Origin of the sequence: Streptomyces sp. CBMA29 (assembly GCF_014596445.1) — a bacterium.
Classification (GTDB): domain Bacteria; phylum Actinomycetota; class Actinomycetes; order Streptomycetales; family Streptomycetaceae; genus Actinacidiphila.
Window position 1 is genome coordinate 1 of record NZ_MECL01000023.1, and the last position, 16946, is coordinate 16946.

Annotated in this window: 17 protein-coding genes; 10 read left to right on the plus strand and 7 right to left on the minus strand. The window is 70.7% G+C overall.

Features of this window, described 5'->3' with window-relative positions:
- Nucleotides 1-2104, plus strand: a 2104-nt coding sequence (locus BGM09_RS03320) for an ATP-binding cassette domain-containing protein (RefSeq protein ID WP_188279854.1), incomplete at its 5' end; no start/stop codon positions are given.
- A gap of 92 nt (nt 2105-2196) precedes the next feature.
- Here BGM09_RS03320 and BGM09_RS03325 read toward each other — a convergent pair.
- The 3 genes from BGM09_RS03325 to BGM09_RS03335 form a co-directional block, all read right to left on the minus strand.
- Nucleotides 2197-3042: a lytic transglycosylase gene (locus BGM09_RS03325; RefSeq protein ID WP_188279855.1), complete on the minus strand. Its 846-nt coding sequence runs from the start codon at nt 3040-3042 to the stop codon at nt 2197-2199.
- Nucleotides 3043-3294: 252 nt separating this feature from the next.
- Nucleotides 3295-4386, minus strand: coding sequence for an S-adenosylmethionine:tRNA ribosyltransferase-isomerase (locus BGM09_RS03330; RefSeq protein ID WP_411158248.1), 1092 nt, complete (start codon nt 4384-4386; stop codon nt 3295-3297).
- 89 nt (nt 4387-4475) lie between these two features.
- On the minus strand, nt 4476-5204 hold the full coding sequence (locus tag BGM09_RS03335) for an SDR family NAD(P)-dependent oxidoreductase (protein ID WP_188279857.1): 729 nt from the start codon (nt 5202-5204) through the stop codon (nt 4476-4478).
- 193 nt (nt 5205-5397) lie between these two features.
- On the opposite strand from BGM09_RS03335, the gene BGM09_RS03340 reads away from it, so the two are divergent.
- From BGM09_RS03340 to BGM09_RS03350, 3 genes are all read left to right on the plus strand, one after another.
- Nucleotides 5398-6561 carry a GAF domain-containing sensor histidine kinase gene (locus tag BGM09_RS03340; protein ID WP_188279858.1) on the plus strand — a complete coding sequence of 388 codons (1164 nt, stop codon included), beginning with the start codon at nt 5398-5400 and terminating at the stop codon, nt 6559-6561.
- Nucleotides 6554-7198 (plus strand): response regulator, encoded by a 645-nt coding sequence (locus tag BGM09_RS03345; protein ID WP_093714340.1) that lies wholly within the window; start codon nt 6554-6556, stop codon nt 7196-7198. Before BGM09_RS03340 ends, BGM09_RS03345 begins: the two co-directional genes overlap by 8 nt.
- A 267-nt stretch (nt 7199-7465) precedes the next feature.
- The gene (locus BGM09_RS03350; RefSeq protein ID WP_188279867.1) at nt 7466-7711 is read left to right on the plus strand and encodes a chaplin; all 246 of its coding nucleotides are present in this window, start codon (nt 7466-7468) and stop codon (nt 7709-7711) included.
- A 110-nt stretch (nt 7712-7821) separates the two neighbouring features.
- On the opposite strand, the gene BGM09_RS03355 is transcribed toward BGM09_RS03350, so the two are convergent.
- Entirely contained in the window at nt 7822-8610 is a 789-nt protein-coding gene (locus BGM09_RS03355) for a hypothetical protein (RefSeq protein WP_188279859.1), read from the minus strand.
- Nucleotides 8611-8733: 123 nt separating this feature from the next.
- Here BGM09_RS03355 and BGM09_RS03360 point away from each other — a divergent pair, with 123 nt between their 5' ends.
- The 4 genes from BGM09_RS03360 (at nt 8734) to BGM09_RS03375 (ending at nt 11984) form a co-directional block, all read left to right on the plus strand.
- Nucleotides 8734-9525 (plus strand): ABC transporter ATP-binding protein, encoded by a 792-nt coding sequence (locus tag BGM09_RS03360; RefSeq protein ID WP_188279860.1) that lies wholly within the window; start codon nt 8734-8736, stop codon nt 9523-9525.
- Nucleotides 9526-9583: 58 nt separating this feature from the next.
- Nucleotides 9584-10015 (plus strand): NfeD family protein, encoded by a 432-nt coding sequence (locus BGM09_RS03365; RefSeq protein ID WP_317452506.1) that lies wholly within the window; start codon nt 9584-9586, stop codon nt 10013-10015.
- Between the two features lie 146 nt (nt 10016-10161).
- The gene (locus BGM09_RS03370) at nt 10162-11121 is read left to right on the plus strand and encodes an SPFH domain-containing protein (RefSeq protein WP_223186249.1); all 960 of its coding nucleotides are present in this window, start codon (nt 10162-10164) and stop codon (nt 11119-11121) included.
- A gap of 95 nt (nt 11122-11216) precedes the next feature.
- Nucleotides 11217-11984 (plus strand): sulfite exporter TauE/SafE family protein, encoded by a 768-nt coding sequence (locus BGM09_RS03375; protein ID WP_188279861.1) that lies wholly within the window; start codon nt 11217-11219, stop codon nt 11982-11984.
- An 81-nt stretch (nt 11985-12065) separates the two neighbouring features.
- On the opposite strand, the gene BGM09_RS03380 is transcribed toward BGM09_RS03375, so the two are convergent.
- The 3 genes from BGM09_RS03380 to BGM09_RS03390 all read right to left on the minus strand — a co-directional run bounded on the left by BGM09_RS03380 (nt 12066) and on the right by BGM09_RS03390 (nt 14368).
- Nucleotides 12066-12575, minus strand: a complete 510-nt coding sequence (locus BGM09_RS03380; protein WP_188279862.1) for an HNH endonuclease — start codon at nt 12573-12575, stop codon at nt 12066-12068.
- A gap of 400 nt (nt 12576-12975) precedes the next feature.
- On the minus strand, nt 12976-13515 hold the full coding sequence (locus BGM09_RS03385; RefSeq protein WP_188279863.1) for a YbhB/YbcL family Raf kinase inhibitor-like protein: 540 nt from the start codon (nt 13513-13515) through the stop codon (nt 12976-12978).
- 55 nt (nt 13516-13570) lie between these two features.
- Nucleotides 13571-14368, minus strand: a complete 798-nt coding sequence (locus tag BGM09_RS03390; protein WP_188279864.1) for a sporulation protein — start codon at nt 14366-14368, stop codon at nt 13571-13573.
- 92 nt (nt 14369-14460) lie between these two features.
- Between BGM09_RS03390 and BGM09_RS03395 the strand changes: the two genes are divergently transcribed.
- Both BGM09_RS03395 and tyrS read left to right on the plus strand, forming a co-directional pair.
- Nucleotides 14461-15096, plus strand: a complete 636-nt coding sequence (locus tag BGM09_RS03395) for a DNA-3-methyladenine glycosylase (protein ID WP_188279865.1) — start codon at nt 14461-14463, stop codon at nt 15094-15096.
- 100 nt (nt 15097-15196) lie between these two features.
- Nucleotides 15197-16456, plus strand: coding sequence for a tyrosine--tRNA ligase (tyrS, locus tag BGM09_RS03400; RefSeq protein WP_188279866.1), 1260 nt, complete (start codon nt 15197-15199; stop codon nt 16454-16456).
- Nucleotides 16457-16946 lie beyond the last annotated feature (490 nt).

The following is a 16946-nucleotide window of genomic DNA, read 5'->3' on the forward strand; positions in this document are numbered from 1 at the left end:
CCAGGGCGGCCAGGGCGGCTGGGGTCAGCCGCCGGTCCAGCAGCCGCCCGCCCCGCGCGCGCAGCCGCAGCAGCCCGCCGGCGGACAGCCGCAGGGCGTCCGCAGCCCCACCACCTTCCACCAGCTCGCCCTCGGCCGGGTCATGAAGATCGGCCGCGCGCTGGAGAACGAACTGGTCGTCTCCGACCTCCAGGTCTCCCGGTACCACGCGGAGTTCCGCGCGCACCCCGACGGCCGCTACGAGATCGTCGACCTCGGCAGCCACAACGGCACCTACGTCAACGGCCAGCCGATCCAGCGCCATCTGCTCGGCCCCAACGACATCGTCGGCGTCGGCCACTCCACCTTCCGGCTGGTCGGCGACCGCCTCGAGGAGTTCGTCGACACCGGCGAGGTCTCCTTCTCGGCCCGCCGCCTGACCGTCACCGTGCCGCACGGCAAGGTGACCAAGCAGATCCTCAAGGACGTCTCCTTCGGCGTTCCGGAGAAGTCGCTGATCGGCGTCATCGGCCCGTCCGGCTCCGGCAAGTCCACGCTGCTGCGCGCGCTCACCGGCTACCGCCCCGCCGACCAGGGCGAGGTGCTGTACGACAACCGCAACCTGTACAAGCAGTTCGCCGAGCTGCGGCAGCGCATCGGCCTGGTCCCGCAGGACGACATCCTGCACAAGGAACTCCAGGTCAGGACGGCACTGCGGTACGCGGCCAAGCTCCGCTTCCCCGGTGACACCGCGTCCGCGGAGCGCGAGGCGCGGATCAACGAGGTACTGCGCGAGCTGAAGCTCGACATCCACGCCGACAAGCGCATCACCTCGCTCTCCGGCGGCCAGCGCAAGCGCGTCTCGGTCGCCCTCGAACTGCTCACCAAACCGTCGCTGATATTCCTGGACGAGCCGACCTCCGGCCTCGACCCCGGCATGGACCGCGACGTCATGAAGCTGCTGCGCGGCCTGGCCGACGACGGCCGTACGGTCCTGGTCGTCACCCACTCCGTCGCCGAACTGGCGCTCTGCGACAAGCTGCTGGTGATGGCCCCCGGCGGCTCGGTCGCCTACTTCGGCCCGCCGGACGAGGCGCTGAACTTCTTCGGCTACGAAACCTGGGCCGATGTCTTCTCCGCCTTCGAGAACTACCGCGACTACGACTGGTCGGGCCGCTGGCACGGCTCGCAGCACTACCAGATGTACGCCGCGGAGCTGGACCAGTCGGCCCCGCAGCAGGCGCCGGTCATCCCGCACCAGGTGGCCAGGCCGCCCAAGCCGCAGGCGTGGCTGCCGCAGCTCGTCACCCTGATCCGCCGCTACATGTCGGTGATCGCCTCCGACCGCGGCTTCATCGCGCTGATGTTCATCCTGCCCGCGGTGCTCGGTGTGGTCAGCGTCGTCATCCCGGCGGCCAGCGGCCTGGGCCCCGGACCGGTCAAGGCGCACGGCGTCAACAAGGACGCGGGCACGATCCTGCTGATCCTCGCGGTGGGCGCCTGCTTCTCCGGCGCCGCCAACTCCGTCCGCGAGCTGATCAAGGAACGGGTCATCTACGAACGGGAACGGGCCACCGGCCTGTCGCGTTCGGCGTATCTGATGTCCAAGGTCATCGTGCTCGGCCTGATCACCGCGGTGCAGGGCGCCGTCATCTGCGGCATCGGATTCGCGCCGCGCGCGATGCCCACCGAGGGCGTCGTCATGAAGAGCCAGCCCGCGGTCGAGATGACCCTGGCCATCATCGGACTCGGCTTCACCTCGATGATGTTCGGCCTGATCATCTCCTCGCTGGTGAAGACCGCGGAGAAGACGATGCCGCTGCTGGTCATGTTCGCCATCGTCCAGGTGGTGTTCACCGGCGTGCTCTTCCAGCTCTACGACTCGCCCGGCATCGAGCAGTTCGCCTGGCTGATGCCCGCCAGGTGGGCGGTGGCCGCGCTCGGCACGACGGCGAATCTCAACGTGATCATGCCGTGGGACCCGGGCAACCCCGACGCGCTGTGGAAGCACACCGCGAGCCAGTGGACCATCGACATGGCCGTCCTGGTGCTGCTCGGCGTCGTCTGCGGCATCGTGGTCTCGCGGCTGCTGCGCCGCCACGAGCCTGAGGTCATGCGGAAGTAGCGAATCCGAATACGCCGAAAGGGCGGTGGGACCGAAAGGTCCCACCGCCCTTTCGCGCTGCGGCTGTTGGACCGGAACGCGTGGATCGTGGATCAGTAAGCGGAGTCCACGTTGTCGATCGATCCGTAGTTCGCCGCCGCGTAGTTGCAGGCGGCGGTGATGTTCGCGACCGGGTCGTAGATGTCCCACGAGGTTCCGTCGACGTGGTAGCTCTGGAAGGTCGGGTCGATGGTCTGGAGCAGGCCCTTGGACGGAATACCGGCGGCGGCGTTGGAGTCCCACAGGTTGATCGCCTGCGGGTTGCCGCTCGACTCGCGCATGATGTTGCGGTAAATCCCGTCGTAGCTGCCGGGAATCCCCTTCTGGGCCATGATCGCCAGCGACTGCTTGATCCAGCCGTCCAGGTCGTTGGTGTACGTGGTCGTGGCCGTGGTGCTCGCCGTGGTGCTCGCCTGCGGGGTGGCCTGCACGGCGGTACGCGTCGTGGAGCGGTTCGCGGCGGCCGTGTCCTTGGCGCGTTGCGCGGCGGCGTCGGCCGCGGCCTTCTTCTTGGCTGCCGCGTCGGCGGCGGCCTTCTTGGCGGCGGCGTCCGCTGCCGCCTTCTTCTTCGCCGCGGCGTCGGCGGCGGCCTTCTTCTTGGCGGCGGCCTCGTCGGCCGCCTTCTTCCTGGCCGCCTCGGCCGCGGCCTTCTTCTTCGCCGTGGCCTCGGTGATCGCGCGCTCGGAGGCGATGCCGGCCTGCGCCTGGATGCTCTTGACCTGCTCGCCGGTGGAGACCTGGAAGCCGGTGGGGTCACCGACCGCGGCGGAGGCAGTCCCGCCGGTCCCCTGGAGACCGGTGACGGCCAGGACGACAGCGGTCGCGGCGACGGCGCCGGCCGCCGTGATCTTGTGGGTCTTGGTAAGCCGGCCGATCTTCGGGATCGTGGGGAGCTGCATAGGAATAAACCTCTTCCGTTAGCGGACCCGAGAATTCTTAGAGGGCCGGAAAACGGAGGTCAACGAGCGTTCCTACGAACTCCATTCGTAGACGGCCGAGGGACAAATCGGAATCGGTATTCCCCCGGACAGCGGCTTGAGGCGCCCTTTCCACTAGGCGGCTTAGTATGTGACGTACGTCCTATAGGTCACCTCACACGCCGTCACCCCCTCCGTCGCCCAAGGTGACGGAAGGGGTGCTTTATGTGACGTTTATGGCAGCAGGAGATTGACGTCGCCGAATTCGTGCCAGAGGTAGCCGCCGCGCAGCGCCTCGGCGTAGACCCGCTCCAGCAGCAGCTCACCCGACAGCGCCCGCAGCATCAACAGGTGCGACGCCTCCGGCTCGTGCAGTCCGGTCAGCAGCCCGTCCACCGCGCGCACCCCGCGCTCCGGGGTCACCACCAGCTCCGTCCAGCCGCTGCCGGGCCGCACCGCACCGCGCTCGTCCGCCACCGACTCCAGCGCCCGTACGGCCGTCGTCCCCACCGCCACCACCCGGCCGCCCGCCGCGCGCGCCGCGTTCACCTGCCAGGCCGTCGCCGCCGACACGGTGTACGGCTCGGCGTACGGCGGCTCGTGCGCCTCGACCGACGCCACCCCCGTGTGCAGGGTGATCGGCGCGACCTGCACACCCCGGCAGACCAGCTCCGTCACCAGCGACGTGGTGAAGGGCCGCCCGGCGCTCGGCATCTCCGCGGAGCCGAGGCCGCCGGTCGACCGGGCGGAGAACACCGTCTGGTACGCGGCCAGCGGCTGGTCCCGGTCGGTGTAGCCGTACCGGATCGGCCGCCCGTACCGCCGCATGTACGCGACCGGGTCAGGCAGCGAAGGCGCGGCCACCCACAGCCGGTCCCCGGCCGGGTCAAGCGGCTCCTCCAGTACCAGCCGGGCCCCGGCGCGCAGCTCGACCACCGCGCCCGCGGGACCGCCGGCCCTGCGGACCGTCGCCCCGTGCCCGTCCGGGTCGCGGACCTCCACCACCCAGCGGCCGTCGTCCCCGCGGGTGGACCAGTGCACCACCACCGGCTGTCCGTCGAGCCGCCCGTCCACGGCCGCGGGCAGCGTCCGCGAGGTGTTCACCACCAGGACGTCACCGGCGCGCAGCAGCTTCGGCAGGTCGCGGAAGCCGTGGTGGGTGACCGCGCCGGTGCGCTGCTCGCCGACCAGCAGCCGTACCGCGTCCCGGCGGGCGGCCGGGGCCGTCGCGAGCAGCGAGTCCGGGACGCGCAGCCCGGCCAGCCCGGCCCGTGGTGCCCCGGCCGTGCCCGAGTCCTTGCCCCGGCCGATGTCCTTATTGCCCACTCCTGTCCTCTTTATATAGGGGTCCTTCGCGGACCCCCGTCCGGAGTCCTTCGCGGGCCGCGCCGCCCGCGCGTCCGCCCGTACCGCACTCATCGCGCCTCCAGCAGAACCGGGGCGGTGTAGCGCCCGCTGGGCGCGGCCTCGTCGAGCAGCCGCAGGAAGGCCGGGGCCACCGACTCCGGCAGCGGCCGGGCGGCGAAGTCCGCGTCGTCGGGCACGGCCGCCGCGTACAGCCCGGTCCGCAGATCGCCCGGGTCCACCCACCACACCCGCAGCCCCGGCTCCTCCTCGGCCAGCACCGCCGACATGTGGTCGAGCGCCGCCTTGCTCGCCCCGTACCCGCCCCAGGTCGGATACGCCTCCACCGCCGCGTCCGAGCTGACGTTCAGCACCGCGCCGCCCGCGGCCCGCAGCAGCGGCAGCGCCTCCTGCACCAGCGCGAGCGGCGCCGTCACATTCGTCTCCAGCGCCTCCCGCAGCCCCGCCACCGGCAGCTCGGCCAGCGGCACCAGCGGCTCAGCGCCCAGCGCGCTCGCGTTGTTCACCAGCAGGTCCACCCCGCCCAGCCCGCGCGCCGCCGCCACCAGCTCCGCCCGGTGCCCCGCCGCCGTCACATCACCCGGCACCGCCCGCACCCGTGGTCGTACCGCCGCGTCCCCGGCGTGATCCGCGCCGTACGGTTCCAGGTCCGCCGCGGCCGACCGCAGCGCGTCCGCGTTCCGCCCGTCCAGCACGAGGTCCCAGCCGCGCCCCGCCAGCTCGGCGGCCAGCGCCCGCCCCAGTCCCCGCGACGCCCCCGTGATGATCGCTACCGGCATGATCCAGCCCTCCGCAGCGGAGCCCGGCCGTCCGCCGGACCACCTCGTACCCTCACCGTAGGAACGCCCCGGCCGCACCCGCCTCGGCCGCCCGCCGCACGCCTGACGGTCACTTGGAACTAGGCCACACGACCGAGGGCGGTCGGTCCGGCGGCGCATACGGACCGTCACCCTGCGCCGGTACGGTGGAGACATGCCCATCCGGCCGCCACGAGGCGGAATCGAAGCGGTCAGCGCCGCGGTCCTGGCGATGAGCCGCCAGGTGGAGGTGCGCGACGTCCTCCAGACGATCGTCGAGTCCGCCCGCGAGCTGCTCGACGCCGAATACGCGGCGCTGGGCGTCCCCGACGACCACGGCGGCTTCGCGCAGTTCGTGGTCGACGGCGTCAGCGACGAGGAGTGGAAGGCCATCGGCCCGCTGCCGCGGCAGCACGGCATCCTCGCCGCGATCCTGCACGAGGCGACCCCGCTGCGGCTCGCCGACGTCCGCACCTTCGAGGATTTCCAGGGCTGGCCCAAGCACCACCCCGACATGCGCGACTTCATCGGCATGCCGGTGGTCGACGGCGACGAGATCCTCGGCGCGCTCTTCCTCGCCAACAAGAAGTGCGGCCCCGGCGGGGCCCGCGGCGCCGACGGCACCTGCGGCTTCACCGAGGACGACGAGGACCTGCTGCGCATCCTCGCCGACCACGCCGCGATCGCCCTGACCAACGCCCGGCTCTACGAGCGCAGCCGCGAGCTGACACTCGCGGGGGAGCGGGCCAGGATCGCGCACGAACTGCACGACGCCGTCTCGCAGAAACTCTTCTCGCTGCGGCTGACCGCCCAGGCCGCCGCCGCGCTCGTCGACTGCGACCCGGCGCGCGCCAAGGGCGAACTGAAGCAGGTCGCGGCGCTCGCCGCCGAGGCCGCCGACGAACTGCGCGCCGTCGTGGTGGAACTGCGCCCGGCCGCCCTGGACGAGGACGGCCTCGTCGCCACCCTGCGCACCCAGGCCGACGTCCTGGACCGGGTCCACTCCGCCGACGTCAGCTTCCACGCCGTCCGGGTCAGGGCGCTGCCCGCCGCGCAGGAGGAGGCGCTGCTGCGGGTCGCCCAGGAAGCGATGCACAACGCCCTGCGGCACGCGCACGCCGACGCCGTGGACGTCATCCTGGAAGGCCACGGCAAGGGCGCGCTGCTGCGGATCCGCGACGACGGCCGCGGCTTCGACCCCACCGCGGTCCGCCGGGCCGGACGGCACCTCGGACTGGTCTCCATGCGGGACCGGGCCGGCGGCGTCGGCGGCAGTCTCACCGTGCAATCGGAGCCCGGCAAGGGCACCGTCATCGAGATGGAGGTGCCCGGTGGCTGAGAACACCATCCGCGTGTTGCTGGTCGATGACCACCAGGTCGTCCGCAGGGGGCTGCGCACCTTCCTCGAAGTGCAGGGCGACATCGAGGTGGTCGGCGAGGCGGGCGACGGCGAGGAAGGCGTGGCCCGCGCGCAGGAACTGCGGCCCGACGTGATCCTGATGGACGTCAAGATGCCCGGCGTCGACGGCATCGAGGCGCTGCGGCTGCTGCGCGACGCCGAGAACCCGGCACGGGTGCTGATCGTGACCAGCTTCACCGAACAGCGCACCGTCGTCCCCGCGCTGCGGGCGGGCGCCGCCGGATACGTCTACAAGGACGTCGACCCGGTCGCGCTCGCCGACGCCATCCGCTCCGTGCACGCCGGGCACGTCCTGCTCCAGCCCGAGGTCGCGGGCGCGCTGCTCTCCCAGGAGCAGGGCGGCACCGGCCAGGGCCGGGGCAACGCGCTGACCGAGCGGGAGCGCGAGGTCCTCGGCCTGATCGCCGACGGCCGCTCCAACCGGGAGATCGCCCGCGCGCTGGTGCTCTCCGAGAAGACGGTGAAGACCCACGTCTCCAACATCCTCATGAAGCTCGACCTCGCCGACCGCACCCAGGCCGCGCTGTGGGCGGTGCGCAACGGCGTGGGGAACTGACGGGGGAGCGCGGGCCCGCTCGCGGCGCGACCGTCCACCTGTCCGTGCGGACCGCCTACCGCCTACCGCGTACCCGTGCGGGCCACCGGCCACCTGTCCGTGCGGGCATCCGTTCGGCGGAGTGAGATTCATACTGTCGGGTGTATGTCGTCCGAACGGCGCAACCTGATCGGCGGTGGCCCGTTCTGCATGGCGTACCGCGGCGGACCGCCGCGGTGCTCCCCCAGCTGCGGCTGGGAGGTGCCCCCAGCAAAGAGGAAGTTCGAAGTGATGAACCTCAAGAAGGCCGCGACCGTCACCCTCGTGGCGGGCGGCCTGGCCGTCGCCGGTACCGGTGTGGCCTCCGCCGCCAGCGGCGCCGACGCGTGCGGCACCGCCGTGAAGTCCCCGGGCGTGGGCTCCGGCAACCTGGTGCAGGTTCCGGTGCACATCCCGGTCAACCTCAGCGGCAACTCGGTGAACGTGATCGGCCTGCTGAACCCGGCGTTCGGCAACGTCGCCGTCAACAAGTAACCACGGACGACGCGGACTTCCGTCCCGGCTCGCCGAAGGCCCCGCGGCACGGGATCCCTACCCGTGACCGCGGGGCCTCCCCACGCGCCGCCGCACCGCCCCGTGGGACGTCAGGTCCTGCGCCGCTCCGCCTCCTCGACATACGCGTTGTACGCCGCCACCTGCGCCCTGCGCGCCGTACGCTCCACCGGCCGCAGCAGCTCCGCCCGCGCCGCGATCTGCGACGCGCTCACCGCCGCGCCGTGCCCGTCGGAGGCGATCTCCACCAGCGCCGCGACCCGCTGCGCCAGCGCCAGCACCCGTACCGCACGCGGCGGATAACCCGGCGCGAGCACCTCGCCGCCGCGCTCGGCGCGCGCCCGGTACGCCTCGAGCGCCGCGTGCGCGGACGGACCCGTGCCCGCCACGTCCAGCCGCGCCAGCGCGTTCGTGGCGTCCCGCAGCGCCTCGGCCAGCTCCCGCTCCGCCTCGCTCAGCGACGGTACGTCGGCGGGCGGCGCGTCCCGTACCGGCAGGCACCGCCACTCGACCTCGACGTGCACATCGCCTGCGGGGCCCGCCTCGCGGACCTCGGGCACCAGACCGAGCGCCGCGCCGCCGACGGTGACCACCGCCTCGCCCGCGGCCAGCGCCCGTGCGTTGAACTCCGGCGGCCCGCTCAGCCCCAGCGGATGCCCGGAGACCGGCAGCGCGAGCCGCAGCCCGGTCACGCCCAGCGCGCGCAGCCTGCCGAGCCCCAGCGTCAGCCCCACCGGGACGTGCTCACCCGGCAGCCCCGAGATCCGGTGCACGGCGTCGTCCGCCGTGATCTCCTGTGCGATGTCATCGGGGGCGGCAAGTCCGGCAAGCAGGGCATTTCCCCACGCGGTCAGCCGCCCTGAGCGAGGTTCATCAAGCATGCCCCCAGCCTATGGAACGGACCCGTCGCGCGGTGGCGTAAGTTTTCCCCGGGGGATCCTTCTGCCGGTGCCTACCCGCGCACACGGCAGACAGCCGAGACTGCAATGGGAGACAACGCGCTCATGAGCGATGTGCTGGAGCTGGTGGACGTATCCGTGGTCCGCGACGGACGGGCTCTGGTGGACCATGTGTCGTGGTCGGTCGCCGAGGGGGAACGCTGGGTCATCCTCGGACCCAACGGGGCGGGCAAGACCACCCTGCTCAACGTCGCGTCCAGCTATCTCTTCCCCACCGCCGGCACCGTCCAGATCCTCGGCGACAAGCTCGGCAACGTGGACGTGTTCGAACTCCGGCCGCGGATCGGCATGGCGGGCGCCGCCATGGCCGACAAGATGCCGCGCAGGCAGACGGTCCTGGAGACCGTCCTCACCGCCGCGTACGGCATGACCGCCACCTGGAACGAGGGATACGAGCAGGTCGACGAGGACCGCGCCCGCGCGTTCCTCGACCGGCTCGGGATGAGCGAGTACCTCGGCCGCAAGTTCGGCACCCTGTCCGAGGGCGAGCGCAAGCGCACCCTGATCGCCCGCGCGATGATGACCGACCCCGAACTGCTGCTGCTCGACGAGCCCGCCGCCGGTCTCGACCTCGGCGGACGCGAGGACCTGGTCCGCCGCCTCGGCCGGCTGGCCCGCGACCCCATCGCCCCCTCGATGATCATGGTCACCCACCACGTCGAGGAGATCGCCCCCGGCTTCACCCACGTCCTGATGATCCAGCAGGGCAAGGTCGTCGCCGCGGGACCGATCGACCTCGAACTCACCTCCCGCAACCTGTCCCGCTGCTTCGGCCTCCCGCTGGTCGTCGAGCGCCGCGGCGACCGCTGGACGGCCGCCGGACTGCCGCTGTCCTGAAGGGTTTTCGTCCGCGTTTCGATTGCGTACTGCCGCAACCGCCCTCCGCACGCCTACGATTGGCGACGTGGACGCATGGGTGTGGTGGCTGATAGCGGCAGTGGGCCTCGGGATACCGCTGGTGATCACGGCGATGCCCGAATTCGGGATGTTCGCCGTCGGAGCGGTGGCCGGGTCGGTCACGGCCGGAATGGGCGGCGGGATCGTCGCCCAGGTGATCGTCTTCGTCGTCGTCTCGGTCGCGCTGCTGGTCTTCGTACGGCCCATCGCGTACCGCAACCGGCAACGCCCGGAACAGCGCAGCGGTGTCGACGCCCTCAAGGGCAAGCAGGCCGTCGTCCTGGAACGCGTCGACGGCGGTGCCAACGGACGGATCAAACTCGGCGGAGAGGTCTGGTCGGCCCGCGCCCTGGAGCACGGCCGGGTCTACGACCCGGGGCAGCAGGTGGACGTGGTGGAGATCGACGGAGCGACCGCCGTCGTCATCTGAGTCGTCCAACAGTCGTCCGACAGCGGAGCGTCGCCGACGAGGGCCGGGAAATCACCGAACCCGCCCGCGACAGGCGGCCGTTCTGCCAGAATTGATCATGCCGGAGTACGTCGTACTCCCGCAGCCGACCCGCGCGGGGAGTGGACATGCAGCCCATCATCATCGTCCTGATCATCCTGGTGGTGCTCGTCTTCATCGCGCTGATCAAGACGGTCCAGGTGATTCCGCAGGCCAGCGCCGCCATCGTCGAGCGCTTCGGCCGCTACACCCGGACCCTCAGCGCCGGCCTCAACATCGTGGTGCCGTTCATCGACACCATCCGCAACCGCATCGACCTGCGCGAACAGGTCGTGCCGTTCCCGCCGCAGCCGGTGATCACCCAGGACAACCTGGTGGTCAACATCGACACCGTCATCTACTACCAGGTGACCGACGCCCGCGCCGCGACGTACGAGGTCGCCAGCTACATCCAGGCCATCGAGCAGCTCACCGTCACCACGCTCCGCAACATCATCGGCGGCATGGACCTGGAGCGGACCCTGACCTCCCGCGAGGAGATCAACGCGGCACTGCGCGGCGTCCTGGACGAGGCCACCGGCAAGTGGGGCATCCGCGTCAACCGCGTCGAGCTGAAGGCGATCGAACCGCCGACCTCCATCCAGGACTCGATGGAGAAGCAGATGCGCGCCGACCGCGACAAGCGCGCCGCGATCCTCACCGCGGAGGGCATCCGGCAGTCCCAGATCCTCACCGCGGAGGGCGAGAAGCAGTCCTCGATCCTGCGCGCGGAAGGTGACGCCAAGGCCGCGGCCCTGCGCGCCGAAGGTGAGGCCCAGGCGATCCGCACGGTCTTCGAGTCGATCCACGCGGGCGACCCGGACCAGAAACTCCTCGCCTACCAGTACCTCCAGATGCTGCCGAAGATAGCCCAGGGCGACGCCAACAAGCTGTGGATCATCCCCAGCGAACTGAACGACGCGCTCAAGGGCCTCGGCGGCATCGTCAACCTCCCCGGCTCGCCCGGCAACGGCTCCTCACTGGAGCCCGCCGCCAACGCCACCGCGCCCGCCCCGCGCCGCGAGTCCCCGCCCTTCGACAAGGACTGAGCCGGGCCCAGCCCGTCAACCCCCTATGACATGATCGCCGCGCACCCCTCGACCTCAACGGCGGGGAGGACGCGCGAAGATCATGGAGAGAACGCATGACTCTGCCGGAAGCCCTCGCCGTGTTCGCGGCCGGAATCGGCGCGGGCACCATCAACACCATCGTCGGCTCGGGGACGCTGATCACCTTCCCCGTCCTGCTCGCCGTCGGGCTGCCGCCCGTCACGGCCAACGTGTCCAACTCACTGGGCCTGGTGCCCGGTTCGATCACCGGCGCCATCGGCTACCGCGGCGAACTCCAGGGCCAGCGACCGCGCCTGCTGCGGCTCGGCGCCGTCGCCCTCGTCGGCGGACTCATCGGCGCCGTCCTGCTCGTCACCCTGCCGTCCACGGCGTTCAAGGCGATCGTCCCCGTCCTCATCGCCATCGCGCTCGTCCTGGTCGTGCTGCAACCCCGGCTGGCCCGCGCCGTCCAGGCCCGCCGCGACCGTACCGGCGCCCAGGCCCCCGCCCACGGCGGCCCCGCCCTCGTCGTCGGCATGCTGCTCGCCAGCATGTACGGCGGTTACTTCGGCGCCGCCCAGGGCGTGCTGTACCTCTCCCTGATGGGCCTGGCGCTCAACGAGTCCCTGCAACGCACGAACGGCATGAAGAACGTCCTCGCCGCCATCGTCAACGGGGTCGCGGCCCTGTTCTTCATCATCGTCGCCCACATGAACTGGACCGCCGTCGGCCTCATCGCGGGCGGCGCCGTCATCGGCGGCCTGATCGGCGCCCGCGTCGGCCGCCGCCTCCCGCCCGCCGCCCTGCGTGGACTCATCGTCGTCGTCGGCACCGCCGCGATCGTCCAACTCCTGCTGAAATAGGGCCCCTCCCCGAAGGGAAGGGCCCCGCCCCGTCACCACCTCACGGCCCCAAGACCGCACTTCCCCTTACGCGAAGGCCGCTCAGGCCGAGGCCGGAACGGGCAGCCACTCCGGCAGCCCGAACCCGTCCCGCACCCCCAGCGCCAACAGCAGCGTGTCCGCCGGCGTCGGCTCGAACGGCCGGACCAGCAGCCGCATCCCCGCCTGCTCGGGAGTACGGTCCGCCTTGCGCTGATTGTCCTCGCCGCACGCGGCCACCGTGTTCAGCCAGGTGTCACCACCCCCGCGCGACTTCGGCTGCACGTGGTCGACCGTGGTGGCCCTGCGCCCGCAGTACGCGCACCGGTGCCGGTCACGTACCAGCACACCGCGCCGCGACCACGGGGCCCGTTGTCGGAACGGCACCCGCACGTACCGGCAGAGCCTGATCACCTGCGGCACCGGAACCTCCACCGCGGCGGCACGGATGCGCAGCCCGGGATGCGCCTGCTCCACGACGGCCTTGTCCTGCATCACCAGCACGACAGCACGCCGCAGCGACACCGTCGACAGCGGCTCGAAGCTCGCATTCAGCACCAGCGTCTCACGCATCCCGCCCACCTCCCGGGCCCTGCCCCGCCCCCATGGCGAAGTGGATCCACTGTGACCCCGGGACACGGCCGCCGACAACGCAATTTCACGGCCGCAACCGGATGATGGGCAGCCGGAAATGTGCTGTTCATTCGGGAGGGGGAGAGGCGGAGGAGGTCTGCGCTCCGGGTGCCGTCCCCCGTGTAGAACGGGCACCCGGAGCGCGTCCGTCGGCGTGGACGCCCGGCCCGCAGACCGAACTCCGGCAGACGGCGGACACAGACGCCCGGCCGCCCCCGCCACCGCGGTGCCGACAGCCTGAGGACGGTGGTCACGTCGTCAGGCAGGCACCACTGTGCGACGGGGGAACGGCGGAGCGCAACGTAATATCCCGAGCGCTCAGCGCGACAAACCGGCGGGCTCAGCCGCCGGCCCGCACCTCGTACTCACCGATCAACTGCGCCCTGCCCAGCGAGTGGAAGCGCAGATTGAACCCGACGAACGCCGGTGAGGCGTCCGCGTCCGGGCCCAGCTTCTCGGTGTCCACCGCGTAGACCGTGAACACATAGCGGTGCGACCCGTCACCGGGCGGCGGCGCCGCGCCACCGAAGTCCCGCGTCCCGTAGTCGTTCCGCGCGTGCACCGCGCCCGCGGGCAGCCCCGGGAAACCGCTGGAACCCGCACCGCGCGGCAGCTCCGTCACCGACGCCGGGATGTCGAACAGCACCCAGTGCCAGAAACCGCTGCCGGTTGGCGCGTCCGGGTCGTAGCACGTGACGGCGAAGCTCTTCGTCCCGGCCGGGAACCCCTCCCACCGAAGCTGCGGCGAGACATTGCCCGCCGCGTATACCTGATCGTCCTTGAGTACCCCGCCCGGTACCACGTCGTCGCTCACCACGGTGAACTCCGGCACCTGCGGGTGGAAGTCATGGGGGAGCGGCCGTCGCGCTTGCTCGGTCACCTCGACACCTCCTGTATCGCACACGGTTGATTCCGCCCCGAGCCTAGGCCCGCCGTCAGAACCAGTTCCGCTTGCCGCCCACCTCGGCGAGCCACTGGTGCAGATACGCCGCCCAGTCCGTCTCCTCGAAGGAGTGCATGCTCATCGTGAAGGAGCGGTACGTGTCACTGCCCCCGCCGAACAGCCCCGGCTTCCTGTCCATCTCCAGGACGACATCCATCTCCTCGCCGTCCGAGACGAACGTCAGCTCCACCTCCTTGAGCCCCCGGTACTGCTCCGGCGTACGGAACTCGATCTCCTGGTAGAACGGCAGCCGCTGCCGCGTGTTCCGCATCGTCCCCTTCTCCAGATCCGCGCTGCGGAAGGCGAACCCCAGCCGCCCGAACGCGTCGAGCAGCGCCTCCTGCGCGGGCAGCGGGTGGACGTTCACCGGATCCAGATCCCCCTTGTCCACCGCGCGGGCGATCTGCAACTCCGTCGTCACCCCCACGTTCATCCCCGTGAGCTGCCGCCCCATGAACATCGTCACCGGCGTCTCCCACGGCACCTCCAACGAGAACGGCACATCGTGCACCGCCCCCGGCCGCACCGTGAACTCACCGGCGACCCGCTGCGTATGGAACTCGATGTTCTGCAAGGACTCCGTCTCATTGCCCTGCGCGTCCCTGCGCTCCACCTCCACGCGCGCCTGCAACCCGACCGTCAGCCCCTGTATCCGCTGCTCGACCGAACCGCCCTGCACCCGAACCGAACCCTCGACCACCCCGCCGGGCACCACATCGGCCTGGTGCAGCTCCGTCTCCACCGACGCCCCGCCGGCCCCGAGACTCGCCATCATCTTCCTGAACCCCATACGCACTCTCCCTGACCGCATCCACTGGCTCACGCTGTGCGAACTCTACGAACGCCGGGACGACCCGTCCGGTTCCACTACGCTCCTCAACCGTGATCACGCCACCCGAACAGGTCCCGCTCGACCGGGCGTTCTTCGACCGACCGGTCCTGGACATCGCCCCCGACCTGCTCGGCCGCACCCTGGTCCGCACCACCGACCAAGGCCCGGTCACCCTGCGCCTCACCGAAGTCGAGGCGTACGACGGCCCCAACGACCCCGGCTCCCACGCCTACCGGGGCCGCACCGACCGCAACGCCGTGATGTTCGGCCCGCCCGGACACACCTACGTCTACTTCACCTACGGCATGTGGTTCTGCCTCAACCTCGTCTGCGGTCCCGAAGGCACCCCCAGCGGAGTCCTGCTGCGCGGCGGCGAGATCACCACCGGCGCCGACCTCGCCCGCGCCCACCGCCCCGCCTCCCGCAAGGACAGCGACCTCGCCCAGGGACCCGCCCGGCTCGCCACCGCACTGGCCGTCGACCGCGCGCTCAACGGAGCCGACGCCTGCGGACCCGACGGACCGCTGCGCATCCTCACCGGGACCCCGCCCCCGCCCGCCCTCGTCCGCACCGGCCCGCGCACCGGCGTCGGCGGCGCGGGCGCGGGCCACCCCTGGCGCTACTGGATCGACGGCGACCCCACCGTCAGCCCCTACCGCGCCCACGCCCCGCGCAAGCGTCGATAAACGACTGGCCGGAACCGCGTACGCTCGGACACGCTTCACGCACCGGTTACGCGAAGCCGTATCCGACCCCCAGCACCCACAAGAGGGAGACACGAGACCCGTGACGGACATCGTCGACGAGCTGCGGTGGCGAGGGCTGATCGCCGTTTCCACTGACGAGGACGCATTGCGCAAGGCGTTCGCGGACGGCCCCGTCACGGTCTATTGCGGCTTCGACCCGACCGCGCCCAGCCTGCACCTCGGCAACCTGGTCCAGATCCTGACCATCCGCCGCCTCCAGCTCGCCGGCCACCGCCCGCTCGGCCTGGTCGGCGGCGCCACCGGTCTGATCGGCGACCCCAAGCCGTCGGCCGAGCGCACGCTGAACGCGCCCGAGGTCGTCGCGGAGTGGGTCGAGCGGGTACGCGCCCAGATCGAGCCCTACCTCTCCTTCGAGGGGCCCAACGCCGCGACCATGGTGAACAACCTGGACTGGACGTCTGGCCTGTCGGCCATCGAGTTCCTGCGCGACATCGGCAAGCACTTCCGCGTGAACAAGATGATCAGCAAGGAAGCCGTCGCCCGCCGGCTCAACTCCGACCAGGGCATCAGCTACACGGAGTTCAGCTACCAGATCCTCCAGGGCATGGACTTCCTGGAGCTGTACCGGAGGTACGGCTGCACGCTCCAGACCGGCGGCAGCGACCAGTGGGGCAACCTCACGGCGGGCATCGACCTCATCCACCGCGTCGAGGGCGCCTCGGTGCACGCGCTGGCCACCCCGCTGATCACCAAGGCGGACGGCACCAAGTTCGGCAAGACCGAGGGCGGCGCCATCTGGCTCGACCCGGAGATGACCACGCCGTACGCCTTCTACCAGTTCTGGCTGAACGCCGACGACCGCGACATCGCCACCTTCCTGCGCATCTTCAGCTTCGCCTCGCGGGCGGAGATCGAGGAGCTGGAACGCTCGACCGAGGAACGCCCGCAGGCCCGCGCGGCCCAGCGCGCCCTCGCCGAGGAGCTGACGACGCTGGTGCACGGCGCCGACCAGTGCGCCGGCGTGATCGCCGCTTCCAAGGCACTTTTCGGCCAGGGCGAACTCGCCGACCTGGACGAGGCCACCCTGGCCGCCGCGCTCAGCGAACTCCCGAAGGCGCAGGTCAGCGAACTGGCCCCGGTGGCCGACCTGTTGGCCCTGATCGAGCTGGTCCCGAGCAAGTCCGCCGCCCGCCGCACCATCAAGGAAGGCGGCGCGTACCTCAACAACACCAAGGTGACCAGCGAGGACGCGGTTCCCGTCGACTCCGATCTGATCCACGGGCGTTGGCTGGTACTGCGCCGGGGCAAGAAGAACCTCGGAGCGGTCGAACTCGCTTGACACGGCTGGAAATCTACGTTTGAGCGGCGACCGAGCTTGACTCGGTCGCCGCTCGTGCGTAACGTAGTCCAAGCCGCCAAAACGGTGGGGATGGTTCACATCAGCCCCTACCGCACCGGGCGGCCACCCACTACCTACGTCTTCCCGATCATCGGGCTGCATTTTGGTGCGCCAAAATCTAATTCGATGGACTCGATTATGAGTCGCCCGGGAAATGGGCTAACGTAGTGGGCACGCCGAAAGGCGGGAAACAAACCCCGATCCAATCAGGGGCCGGAAACGCACAGCGGATCTGGTAGGGTTGGAAACACGAAGGGAAAGCCCGGAGGGCCGGTGAAACGGTCTGAAGGAAGCTTCCGTTCTTTGAGAACTCAACAGCGTGCCAAAAGTCAACGCCAGATATGTTGATACCCCGTCTCGTTACGAGACGAGGTTCCTTTGAAGAACAGAACACAGCGAGGACGCTGTGCGCGACTGGGATTATTCCTCC

What these genes read in the sequence shown, in the direction of transcription:
- BGM09_RS03370 (WP_223186249.1), top strand. Translation starts at nt 10,162, where the DNA reads ATGCAGCCCATCATCATCGTCCTGATCATCCTGGTGGTGCTCGTCTTC.
- BGM09_RS03340 (WP_188279858.1), top strand. Translation starts at nt 5,398, where the DNA reads ATGCCCATCCGGCCGCCACGAGGCGGAATCGAAGCGGTCAGCGCCGCG.
- BGM09_RS03375 (WP_188279861.1), top strand. Translation starts at nt 11,217, where the DNA reads ATGACTCTGCCGGAAGCCCTCGCCGTGTTCGCGGCCGGAATCGGCGCG.
- BGM09_RS03335 (WP_188279857.1), bottom strand. Translation starts at nt 5,204, where the DNA reads ATGCCGGTAGCGATCATCACGGGGGCGTCGCGGGGACTGGGGCGGGCG.
- BGM09_RS03380 (WP_188279862.1), bottom strand. Translation starts at nt 12,575, where the DNA reads ATGCGTGAGACGCTGGTGCTGAATGCGAGCTTCGAGCCGCTGTCGACG.
- BGM09_RS03390 (WP_188279864.1), bottom strand. Translation starts at nt 14,368, where the DNA reads ATGGGGTTCAGGAAGATGATGGCGAGTCTCGGGGCCGGCGGGGCGTCG.
- BGM09_RS03325 (WP_188279855.1), bottom strand. Translation starts at nt 3,042, where the DNA reads ATGCAGCTCCCCACGATCCCGAAGATCGGCCGGCTTACCAAGACCCAC.
- BGM09_RS03360 (WP_188279860.1), top strand. Translation starts at nt 8,734, where the DNA reads ATGAGCGATGTGCTGGAGCTGGTGGACGTATCCGTGGTCCGCGACGGA.
- BGM09_RS03355 (WP_188279859.1), bottom strand. Translation starts at nt 8,610, where the DNA reads ATGCTTGATGAACCTCGCTCAGGGCGGCTGACCGCGTGGGGAAATGCC.